Raw genomic sequence first — 9,770 nt, forward strand, 5'->3', positions numbered from 1 at the left:
GGCCCCGACCTTGAAGGATGACTTCGGCAACCCCATCCCGGCCACCGATCTCACCCAGAACTGGACCTTCAACGGCGGACCCGAGGTGGAGGATATCTATCGTCGGCTCAGGACCGGGCTCGACGGCACGCCGATGCCATCGTTCAGCGACCTCATCGAGGGCAACATCGTCACTGACGGCGACCTCTGGCGCATCGCGGCCTTCGTCCGCAGCCTCTCGCCCGACGATCCGCCCCGCGTCCGCGACGTCGTGAACGCCGCACGCATCGAGGGCGCCCTGCCCTCGGGGCCGGACGACAGCACCTGGACCCGGGCGGACCGCTACTACTTCCCGCTGGTCGGCCAGGTGATCCTCAAGCCGAGGAACTTCGCGCCCACGGTTAGCGGCGTCTGGGTCCAGGCGCTACACAACGGAGAGCAGCTGGCCCTGCGCGTCACGTGGCACGACCCATCCCAGAGCCCGGACTCGTCGTGGAACATCTGGCGCGGCCGCATGGCTCGCGCCATGGCGTCCGACGACTCGGCCGCCGCGGATACCACTTCCCCCCTCCCCGACCGCCTGGCCGTGCAGTTCCCGACGCGCCTCCCGGAGGGGATGGAGCGCCCCTATTTCCTGATGGGCAGCGCCGAGCAACCGGTGTATCTTTGGCAGTGGGAAAGCGAGCCGCGGGCGACCGCGGAGGGCCTGGCGAGGGGCGTGGGGCAGTTCGAGCCGCTCGCCGGCACCCCGGACCCGCTGACGTCGGCCGCGATCTACGATCGTGGCGAGTGGCGCGTCCAGTTCGTCCGGGCGCTCGCCACCGCCGATTCGGTCAACCAATTGCAGTTCGTGCCCGGTCGCGCCATCCCCATGGCGATCTTCGCGTGGGACGGCTCGAACGGCGAGGCGGGCACGCGGATGTCGGTCGCCTCGTGGGTCAACATCTCCCTGGGGGAGAGAGCGCGCGCCGGCACGTACGTGTGGCCGCTGCTGGCCATGCTCTCGACGGGCGGCCTGGGGCTGGTCGTGATCGTCCGCGCGCAGCGGGCGGCGGTAACTTCGAAGTAACCTTCAGACCCAGCGGAATCGGAGGCGGTATGAACGGATGGCGCAAGGCGTCGGCGGGGATCGCGTTCGGGATCTGGGCACTCGCGGCTGCGGCCTGCAGCAAGGGCGGCGAGAGCGGCGGTGCGGCCGGCGGCAGCGCCGCGGCGGCGGCGGCCGTGGCGTTCCCGGTGGACACCACCACCGCTGCCACCGTCACGGGGCGTATCGCCTTCACTGGCGCGAAGCCCGCACCGCAGCGGATCGACATGAGCGAGGAAGCGACCTGCGCCGCGAAGCACCCCAACGGCGCCTTCACGGAAGCGGTCGTGGTGAACGACAACGGTACCCTGCGCAACGTCTTCATCTACGTGAAGAGCGGCCTGCCCGCCAACCTCACTTTCCCGACGCCCGCCGCGGTCGAGATCAACCAGGACGGCTGCCAGTACATCCCCCACGTCTTCGGCGCCCAGGTCGGGCAGACGATCACCATCCGGAACAGCGACGGTCTGTTGCACAACATCAAGGCCGTGCCGACCACCAACCGGCCGTTCAACATCAGCCAGCCCACCAACATGACCACGGCCCGCACTTTCGCGAGCGCCGAAGTCACGGTGCCGCTCCAGTGCAACGTGCACAGCTGGATGAGCGCGTTCGTCGGCGTGCTGCCGCACCCGTACTTCTCGGTCTCGGATGCCGACGGCGCGTTCCGGATCGGCCGCCTGCCGCCGGGCACCTACGAGATCGAGGCGTGGCATGAGCGTCTCGGCACTCAGACGGCGACCGTGACCGTCGGGGCGAGCGAGTCCAAGGACGTCGCCTTCACCTTCCGCGGCTCCTGAGGCTGCGGACCCTTCGGCGCGGAGAAGCCTCATGCAGCATTGGTGGTTCCCGACCAACGCCTCCAGCTACGGCGCGGAGCTGGACAATCTCTTCGTCCTGATCCTGTACATCACGGGGGCGGTGTTCGTCATCGTCGAAGCGGGCCTGCTGGTCTTCCTCTTCAGGTACCGGAAGCGCGAGGGCCGGAAGGCGACCTACGTCGAGGGAAACACCACCGCCGAGATCATCTGGACGACGATTCCCGCCGTGGTGTGCCTGTTCCTCGGCCTGTTCAGCCAACCTCTCTGGTCGCGCATCAAGGACCCGGCGCGCATCCCGGCCGACGCCGTCCCTCTCGAGGTCACAGCCAAGCAGTTCGAGTGGCACTTCGGCTACCCCGGCCCCGACGGGCTCCAGGGCACGGCCGACGATTACCAGAAGCGGAACGAGCTGCACGTCGTCGTTAACCGGAACTACAGCGTCCGGCTCCAGTCCGAGGACGTGATCCACAGCTTCTTCATCCCCGCCTTCCGCCTCAAGCAGGACGCGGTGCCGGGCATCCACATCATGGCCTGGTTCCAGCCCACGCGGACCGGCGAGTACGAGCTGGGCTGCGCGGAGTTGTGCGGCCTGGGCCACTACCGCATGCGCGCCCGCGTCTTCGTGCAGACGCCGGAAGAGTTCGCCGCCTGGCAGGCGAGCCAGATCGCGCCCGTCACGCCGGTCGCCAGCGACCGCACATCGAACAGCGGGAGGACGGCGAGATGACCACCGCAGGTGTGGCCACCGAGCAGGTGGGGCACGCGCACCACGACGACCGGTCGTTCATGAGGAAGTACATCTTCTCGACCGATCACAAGATCATCGGCATCCAGTTCCTCTTCCTGAGCCTGTTCTTCCTGCTGGTGGGCGGCCTCCTGGCCATGGTCATCCGCTGGCAGCTCGGGTTCCCGGGCAAGGCGATGCCGCTGGGCGGCGCGTGGCCGAGCACCATGGCGCCCGACGGGGTAGTGCTGCCGGAGTTCTACGCGGCGCTGGTGACGATGCACGGGACCTTCATGGTCTTCTTCGCGATCATGCCGCTGCTGGTGGGCGTGTTCGCGAACTACCTGATCCCGCTCAAGATCGGGGCGCCGGACATGGCGTTCCCCAAGCTCAACATGTGGTCGTTCTGGCTGATGATACCGGCCGGGGCTCTCATGTTGGCCGGCTTCTTCGTCGAGGGCGGCGCCGCCGCCTCGGGCTGGACCGCCTACGCGCCGCTGTCCGCGAATCCCGAGTACACCGGCGCCACGTACGGACAGCAGCTCTGGTGCCTCAGCATCGTAGTCTTCGCGCTCTCATCGCTGCTCGGCTCGGTCAACTACATCACGACCGTCGTGAACATGCGCGCCCCGGGGATGACCTGGTTCCGCCTGCCGCTCTCGATCTGGGCGCTGTTCATCACGGCGATCCTCGCGCTCCTGGCCGTGCCGATCCTCGCCGGCGCGATCATCATGCTGCTGTTCGACATGATCCTGCACACCCACTTCTTCATGCCGGCGGGCGGCGGCCAGCCGCTGATGTGGCAGCACCTCTTCTGGTTCTTCGGCCACCCCGAAGTGTACATCCTCATCCTGCCCGCGATGGGCATCACGTCCGACCTCATCGCCAACGGCTCGCGTAAGCCCATCTTCGGCTACCACTCGATGGTCTACGCGCTCTGCGGCATCGCCTTCCTCGGCTGGGTCGTGTGGGGCCACCACATGTTCCAGAGCGGCATGAACCCCCGCCTCGCGACCACCTTCATGGTCTCGACGATGTTCATCGCCGTGCCCTCGGCCATCAAGGTGTTCAACTGGATGGGCACGATGTGGAAGGGCAGCATCCACTTCACCACGCCGATGCTCAACGCCATTGCCTTCGTCGCGATGTTCACCATCGGCGGGCTCTCGGGCATCTTCATGGCCTCCACGCCGGTGGACATGTACATCCACGACACCTACTTCATCGTGGCGCACCTCCACTACGTCCTCTTCGGCGGCAGCCTCTTCGCCATCTTCGGCGGGATCTACTTCTGGTTCCCGAGCATGTTCGGCAGGATGATGAGCGAGCGGCTGGGCAAGCTGCACTTCGTGCTGACGTTCATCACCTACAACCTGGTTTTCTTCCCGATGCACATCCTCGGCATCGGCGGCCATATGCGACGCATCTACGACCCGTCACAGTACGCGTTCCTGAAGCCGCTTCAGCCGATGAACACCTTCATCACGGTGAGCGCCTTCGCGCTCTTCGTCAGCCAGCTGCCCTTCATCTGGAACTTCTTCCACAGCTTGTTCTGGGGGAAGAAGGCCGAGATGAACCCCTGGCACGACAACGGTCTCGAGTGGACGGTGGCCTCGCCGCCGCCCCACGGTAACTTCGCGACCACTCCGACCGTGTACCACGGCCCCTACGAGTTCAGCCGGCCCGACATGGAGCAGGACTACCTGCCCCAGAACCAGCCGCTGCCCGCGTCGTCGAACGCGGCCGCCCACTAGGAGAACGCCCCGCGATGTCGCATGCAGCCACCCACGCCGCCGGCAACGCCGAAGAGGGGATGGGCGTCTACACCCAGAAGCTGGGGATGTGGGTCTTCCTCTGCTCCGAGGTCATGTTCTTCACCGCCCTCATCGGCTCGTACATCATCCTCCGCTGGGGCAGCGCCGAGAGCTGGCCGGTGCCGCAGCAGACCCTCAACGTCCCCCTCACCGCGCTCAACACCTTCATCCTGATCTGCTCGAGCGTCTCCATGGTGAAGGCGTACGTGGCGGCGGTGAACGACGACCAGCCTGGCCTCCGGAAATGGCTGCTCACCACGGTGGCGGGCGGCGCGACCTTCGTCGGCGTGCAGGCGTACGAGTACATTCACCTCATCGAGAAGGGCTTCCTGCCCAGCTCGGGGCTCTTCGGTTCGACGTTCTACACGATGACGGGCTTCCACGGCTTCCACGTCACCTGCGGAGTGATCTCCATGGCCTGGGTGACGATGCGGGCCTTCCAGGGCAAGTACGCCGGCGGGAAGTTCCACGGGATCGAGACCCTGGGCCTGTACTGGCACTTCGTGGACCTGGTCTGGATCATCCTGTTCACCATCGTCTATCTGTTCTAGAGGAGCCGCCACGACATGGCGACCGTCGAGCACCAGCACCCGAACTACATCGCCATATGGATCTACCTGGCCGTGCTGACCGGCGTGGAGCTCCTCGTGGCGATGCTCCACTTCCTGCCGCGCCACTGGCTGATCGGAGCGCTCATCTTCCTCGCCATCTGGAAGGCGCTGCTGGTGGCGTTGTACTTCATGCACCTCAAGTTCGAACCGAAGCGTCTCGTCGTCATGATCCTGGCACCGCTGCCGCTCGCCGTGATCATGGTGATGATCATCCTTCAGGAGTTCGGCCGGTGATCCCCTTTCACCGCCTCCTGATCGGGACCGCGATCCTCTTTTGCGCGTTCTTCGCGGTGTGGGGCTGGCGTGAGTACCAGGCGGCGGGCACCACCTGGGCCCTGGTATCGTCGATCGCCTTCGCGATCTTCGCGGTCGGGTTCGTCGTCTATTTGGCGATGCTGAACAAGTTCCTGGGAAAATGACCGCTCCGCAGGCCTACCACCGCTCGCTGCACCGCTACGCGCTCGCCGTCGCCGGCGCGACGTTCGTCCTCGTGGTCGCCGGTGGCCTGGTCACGAGCACCGGGTCGGGCCTCTCGGTCCCCGATTGGCCCCTCTCCTTCGGGACGCTGTTCCCCCGGATGGAGGGCGGCGTCCGCTTCGAGCACACCCACCGGCTCATTGCCGCCACGGTCGGGCTGCTCACGATCGGGCTCGCCGTCTGGATCGCCCGCCGCGAGCCGCGGCGCTGGGTCCGGGGCCTCGCCTTCGTCGCGGTAGGGGCAGTGGTCATCCAGAGCGTCCTCGGCGGCCTCACGGTGCTCTTCAAGCTCCCGACGCCGATCTCCGTCGCCCACGCGAGCCTCGCCGAGGTCTTTTTCGCGATGACCGTGGCGCTCGCGCTCGTCACTTCACCTCGGTGGCTCACCCCGCCCGACGAGAGGCCCGATTCGGGGAGCCCCTCCACCCGGACCCTGGCCCTCGCCACCGCGACCGCGGTCTACGCGCAGGTCCTCCTCGGGGCGCTGGTGCGGCACACCGGGGCAGCCCTGGTCATCCCGGACTTCCCCCTGGCCTTCGGGCGGCTCATCCCGCCGGTCACATCCTCGCTGGTCGCCTACCAGCTGGCGCACCGCGCCGGTGCCGTGATCGTCACCCTGCTGGTAGCCTGGACCGCCGCGAGCGTACTGGGGAGACATGGAGACCAGCCCCTGCTCCGCCGGCCCGCGCTCGCCCTGGTCGCCCTGCTCGGCTTTCAGATCCTCCTGGGCGCCCTGACCATATGGACCCGCAAGGCCGTGACGCCCACCACGGCCCACGTCGCGACCGGCGCCCTGCTCCTGATCACATCGGTGATCCTGGCGCTCCGGGCCCAGCTCCTTCTCACCCCGGCGGCCGGGGCCGGCGCGCTCGTCCCAGCGGGCGCCACGCGATGAGCGCGTCCCTGGGCCTGCCTTCGGCGCACGCGCTCTCGCGCGGGCGGCTGGCGGACTTCCTCGCCCTCACCAAGCCGCGTATCACGTTGCTCGTGGTCCTCACGACGCTCGTGGGCTACCTCGCGGCGGCGGGCGGGGCGGCGGACGCCACGCTGCTCGTCCACACGCTCCTCGGCACGGCGCTGGTCGCGGGGGCGGCGAGCGCGCTCAACCAGGTCGCGGAGCGCGAGGCCGACGGGGAGATGCGCCGGACCGCGCGGCGGCCCCTGCCGGCCGGACGCCTCGGCCTCGGGGAGGCCGCGGTCTTCGGCGTAGGGATGGCGGTGACCGGTGCGCTTTACCTCGCGGCGGTCGTGAACCCGCTGGCAAGCGCGCTCGCCGTGATCACGGCCGTGAGCTACCTGCTGGTCTACACCCCGCTCAAGAAGGTCACCTCACTGGCGACCGTGGTCGGCGCGGTCCCCGGCGCCATCCCGCCCATGATCGGCTGGGCGGCGGCGCGCGGCACCCTGGGACTCGAGGCATGGATCCTCTTCGGCATCGTGTTCTTCTGGCAGATGCCACACTTCCTCGCCATAGCGGCCATCTTCCGCCTCGACTACGAGCGGGCCGGCTTCCGGGTATTGCCGGTGGTGGACCCGGCGGGCGCCAGCACCGGCCGGCAGTCCGCCCTCTACGGCCTCGCGTTGATCCCGATCAGCCTGCTCCCATCGCTGGTCGGAATGGCCGGCGCCGGGTACTTCTTCGGCGCGCTGGCCCTGGGCGCCGGTTTCGTGCTGTTCGGCGTCCGCCTCGCGCTCGATCCCTCGAGCCTTGCCCGGGCCCGGAGCCTGTTCCGGTTCTCCCTGATCTATCTCCCCCTCCTCTGGACCGCGCTGCTCGTCAGCTGAGCGCCCGGCTACCATGGAGCTCCACGACCTTCCCGCCGTCAACGCCACGTTGAACGGCATCACCGCGACCCTGCTGTGCACTGGGTACGTCTTCATCAGGAAGCACCGTATCGCGGCCCACCGGGCCTGCATGATCGCCGCGTGCTGCGTGTCGGCGCTATTCCTGGGATCGTACCTCTACTACCATTTCCGCACCGGATCCAGGCACTTCGAGGGTGAGGGCTGGCTTCGGCCGCTGTATTTCGCTATCCTCGTTTCGCACACGATCCTGGCGGCTGCCGTCGTCCCGCTGGCACTGGTGACGCTGTACCGCGGTCTGACCTCGCAGCACCCGAAGCACAAACGCATCGCACGCTGGACCCTGCCCATATGGCTCTACGTTTCGGTGACGGGCGTCGTCGTCTACTTGCTGCTCTATCGCCTTTCCTTCTAGCGGCCGCCGCGCCCCTGGACGGGCAGATGGCGGGGCACGATCGCCTGGACAGCACGATGTTCTGGACCGGCGCCCTCCTCGCGTTCACGCCGGTCGTCATCGGCCTGGTGGCGTTGGGAGTCATCCTGCACCATCGCAAGAAGAAGATTGCGGGGTCGGGCCGTGACCCCAGCTGACGACCCGCCGCCCTCAGTCGGCGACGGCAAGCCGGTCGTCCTGGTAGTGGACGATGACGACGACGTGGCCAGGGTCTTCGTGCGGGCGCTCGAGCGCCATGGGATGGTCGTCCACCGCGCCCGCAGCGGCACCGAAGCCGTGGCGATGATCCAGAGCGCTCCAGCGCTTGCCGCGGCTATCGTGGACCTGATCCTGCCCGGGATCGGTGGCTTGGAGGTCGTGAAGGCGCTGCGCGCCCGCCACCCGGGCTGCCGCATCGTGGCCGTCACCGGCCTCGGCGAGCCCGCCATGGAACAGGCCTTCCGGAGCGCCGGCGCCGACCGGTTCCTCACCAAGCCGGTGGACCTGCAGGCCCTGCTCGAGGCGGTGAGGCCGGCGAAGTAGCGCGGCGGCGACCGCGCCGCACGTTGGGTTCAGGACGGAGGGGAGAGTGTCGGTGAGACGATGGGCGATGGTTCTTGGTGCTGCCGCGGCGCTCGGCGCCAGCGCGTGCCTCCCGAGTACGGACCCCGGGCCGACCGGAAGGCTGCTCTACCGGCGTGACTCCGCGACCTGCACGAGCCCGAGCACGACCGAGCTCTTCATCAACGGCACCAGCCTGGGCCAGTACGTCATTGCCCCGGGCGGCCAGCAGGGCTTCAACGTGGCCGCCACCACACACATCGTGAACGCCACCGAGGTCGGCGCCACGGCGCGGCAGTTCCTGGCCCAGGCCGTGAATGTCCCAGCCGGCGGGTCCGCGGTCTATGTCATGGCCTGCGCTACCACGGGGCCGCCTGACGCGACCTAGGCTCCAGTCGATGCTAGCCGCCCCCTGATGGCGCGAGCCCGCTCCTGGGCGCTCAATTCTCTCTTCCTCGCCGGATCGGTCGCCCTCCCGCTCCTCGTGTTCCTGGTGCCTGCCGCCCGGGGGCAACGGGCGCTGTGGCCGCGCCAAGCCGCGATGGTCACGGCCGCCAGCCGGGCCGGCGTGCCGGTGCTCGATCTCCTCCCGGCGTTTCACGGGGAAGGCGCGGACTCGCTCTACCTTCAGGGGGACGCGGTCCACCCATCCGCAAGTGGCCACCGGCTGATCGCGCAGCTCCGGTACGCGGCGCTGTGTGGCACGGCCACCGCAGCCGCGGCCGATGAGCCCGCCGCGATCTATCGCCCGGGGTGTCCCGCCCCTCGGGGGCCCGAAAAAGGCCGGGCGCGACCCTGAGGGCCGCGCCCGGCTCGATTCGGAACTGCCCAGGCGGGGCTAGTAGGTGTGCAGCACCCTCACCGAGCGGAGCGACGCCTGGCGCATGCCGTCGGCGATGTCCACGATTCGTCCGGGTCCGACGACCTGCCGGTCGCCGAACCGCCCGAACACCGGCTGCTTCTGCGGGTTTCTGGCGACGCTGAAGTTCGGGTTCCCGGACCCGCCGAAGGTGTAGATCGCGTCTTCGATCACCTGGAGCTCGCGCGCCGGCACGGGGAAGTGCAGCGCCGTCTGCGCTTGCATCCGGTCGGTGCGGCGCATGTCGTAGTACGGCACGACGCCCGCCGAGCCCATGAGCTCCACGTCCCGCTCGTAAAAGATCGCGTCGAGCAGCGCCGTGGCGCCTTCGGCCCCGGTGAGCGGCGTCAGCTGGCCGCGGCCGACCCGCGAGTTATTGATCTTTGCTGCGGCCAGCGCGGTGGACCCGCCACTGCGGATGAGCCCCTCCGCCCATAGCAGGTCGTTCTCAGCCGCGAGCATGAAGGGCATGACGCCCAGGCCATAGGTGGGTGCATCAAACGAGTGGGAGTAGTAGCGCTGGTGGCCGACCTCGCTGAAGTGGTACAGGCCCCGCGCCGGGTTGTGCGGGATCTCCGCGGCCGGGTGCCAGTTGAAGTCC

Annotated in this window: 15 protein-coding genes; 14 read left to right on the forward strand and 1 reads right to left on the reverse strand. The window is 68.3% G+C overall.

Features of this window, described 5'->3' with window-relative positions; translation table 11 throughout:
- The 14 genes from Q8Q85_16200 to Q8Q85_16265 all read left to right on the forward strand — a co-directional run.
- Positions 1-1,048 (forward strand): ethylbenzene dehydrogenase-related protein (locus Q8Q85_16200; GenBank protein MDP3775801.1); only part of this gene is annotated, 1,048 nt, incomplete at its 5' end.
- A gap of 29 nt (positions 1,049-1,077) precedes the next feature.
- On the forward strand, positions 1,078-1,866 hold the full coding sequence (locus Q8Q85_16205) for a carboxypeptidase regulatory-like domain-containing protein (protein ID MDP3775802.1): 789 nt from the start codon (positions 1,078-1,080) through the stop codon (positions 1,864-1,866).
- Positions 1,867-1,897: 31 nt separating this feature from the next.
- Positions 1,898-2,614, forward strand: coding sequence for a cytochrome c oxidase subunit II (coxB, locus tag Q8Q85_16210; protein ID MDP3775803.1), 717 nt, complete (start codon positions 1,898-1,900; stop codon positions 2,612-2,614).
- Positions 2,611-4,365 (forward strand): cbb3-type cytochrome c oxidase subunit I, encoded by a 1,755-nt coding sequence (locus tag Q8Q85_16215; GenBank protein ID MDP3775804.1) that lies wholly within the window; start codon positions 2,611-2,613, stop codon positions 4,363-4,365. Before coxB ends, Q8Q85_16215 begins: the two co-directional genes overlap by 4 nt.
- 14 nt (positions 4,366-4,379) lie before the next feature.
- On the forward strand, positions 4,380-4,976 hold the full coding sequence (locus Q8Q85_16220) for a cytochrome c oxidase subunit 3 (protein ID MDP3775805.1): 597 nt from the start codon (positions 4,380-4,382) through the stop codon (positions 4,974-4,976).
- A gap of 15 nt (positions 4,977-4,991) precedes the next feature.
- Positions 4,992-5,270 carry a cytochrome C oxidase subunit IV family protein gene (locus Q8Q85_16225; GenBank protein MDP3775806.1) on the forward strand — a complete coding sequence of 93 codons (279 nt, stop codon included), beginning with the start codon at positions 4,992-4,994 and terminating at the stop codon, positions 5,268-5,270.
- Positions 5,267-5,455, forward strand: a complete 189-nt coding sequence (locus tag Q8Q85_16230; protein ID MDP3775807.1) for a hypothetical protein — start codon at positions 5,267-5,269, stop codon at positions 5,453-5,455. The genes Q8Q85_16225 and Q8Q85_16230 overlap by 4 nt, the downstream gene beginning before the upstream one ends.
- Positions 5,452-6,408, forward strand: coding sequence for a COX15/CtaA family protein (locus tag Q8Q85_16235; GenBank protein ID MDP3775808.1), 957 nt, complete (start codon positions 5,452-5,454; stop codon positions 6,406-6,408). The genes Q8Q85_16230 and Q8Q85_16235 overlap by 4 nt, the downstream gene beginning before the upstream one ends.
- Positions 6,405-7,298, forward strand: coding sequence for a heme o synthase (cyoE, locus tag Q8Q85_16240; protein MDP3775809.1), 894 nt, complete (start codon positions 6,405-6,407; stop codon positions 7,296-7,298). The genes Q8Q85_16235 and cyoE overlap by 4 nt, the downstream gene beginning before the upstream one ends.
- A 13-nt stretch (positions 7,299-7,311) precedes the next feature.
- A complete protein-coding gene (locus tag Q8Q85_16245; GenBank protein ID MDP3775810.1) occupies positions 7,312-7,731 on the forward strand; it encodes a DUF420 domain-containing protein in 420 nt (139 codons plus the stop codon).
- Positions 7,732-7,757: 26 nt separating this feature from the next.
- Entirely contained in the window at positions 7,758-7,907 is a 150-nt protein-coding gene (locus Q8Q85_16250) for a hypothetical protein (protein ID MDP3775811.1), read from the forward strand.
- On the forward strand, positions 7,894-8,292 hold the full coding sequence (locus Q8Q85_16255; GenBank protein ID MDP3775812.1) for a response regulator: 399 nt from the start codon (positions 7,894-7,896) through the stop codon (positions 8,290-8,292). Before Q8Q85_16250 ends, Q8Q85_16255 begins: the two co-directional genes overlap by 14 nt.
- A 52-nt stretch (positions 8,293-8,344) precedes the next feature.
- Positions 8,345-8,698 carry a hypothetical protein gene (locus tag Q8Q85_16260; GenBank protein MDP3775813.1) on the forward strand — a complete coding sequence of 118 codons (354 nt, stop codon included), beginning with the start codon at positions 8,345-8,347 and terminating at the stop codon, positions 8,696-8,698.
- A 27-nt stretch (positions 8,699-8,725) separates the two neighbouring features.
- Positions 8,726-9,109: an SGNH/GDSL hydrolase family protein gene (locus Q8Q85_16265; protein ID MDP3775814.1), complete on the forward strand. Its 384-nt coding sequence runs from the start codon at positions 8,726-8,728 to the stop codon at positions 9,107-9,109.
- A gap of 39 nt (positions 9,110-9,148) precedes the next feature.
- On the opposite strand, the gene Q8Q85_16270 is transcribed toward Q8Q85_16265, so the two are convergent.
- A partial coding sequence (locus Q8Q85_16270; protein ID MDP3775815.1) for a hypothetical protein occupies positions 9,149-9,770 on the reverse strand: 622 nt, incomplete at its 5' end.

The sequence above is a fragment of the Gemmatimonadales bacterium genome (assembly GCA_030697825.1).
GTDB lineage: Bacteria > Gemmatimonadota > Gemmatimonadetes > Gemmatimonadales > JACORV01 > JACORV01.

Coding starts and splice junctions, on each gene's coding strand:
- Q8Q85_16205 (MDP3775802.1), top strand. CDS start 1,078: ATGAACGGATGGCGCAAGGCGTCGGCGGGGATCGCGTTCGGGATCTGG.
- coxB (MDP3775803.1), top strand. CDS start 1,898: ATGCAGCATTGGTGGTTCCCGACCAACGCCTCCAGCTACGGCGCGGAG.
- Q8Q85_16215 (MDP3775804.1), top strand. CDS start 2,611: ATGACCACCGCAGGTGTGGCCACCGAGCAGGTGGGGCACGCGCACCAC.
- Q8Q85_16220 (MDP3775805.1), top strand. CDS start 4,380: ATGTCGCATGCAGCCACCCACGCCGCCGGCAACGCCGAAGAGGGGATG.
- Q8Q85_16225 (MDP3775806.1), top strand. CDS start 4,992: ATGGCGACCGTCGAGCACCAGCACCCGAACTACATCGCCATATGGATC.
- Q8Q85_16235 (MDP3775808.1), top strand. CDS start 5,452: ATGACCGCTCCGCAGGCCTACCACCGCTCGCTGCACCGCTACGCGCTC.
- cyoE (MDP3775809.1), top strand. CDS start 6,405: ATGAGCGCGTCCCTGGGCCTGCCTTCGGCGCACGCGCTCTCGCGCGGG.
- Q8Q85_16245 (MDP3775810.1), top strand. CDS start 7,312: ATGGAGCTCCACGACCTTCCCGCCGTCAACGCCACGTTGAACGGCATC.
- Q8Q85_16250 (MDP3775811.1), top strand. CDS start 7,758: ATGGCGGGGCACGATCGCCTGGACAGCACGATGTTCTGGACCGGCGCC.
- Q8Q85_16265 (MDP3775814.1), top strand. CDS start 8,726: ATGGCGCGAGCCCGCTCCTGGGCGCTCAATTCTCTCTTCCTCGCCGGA.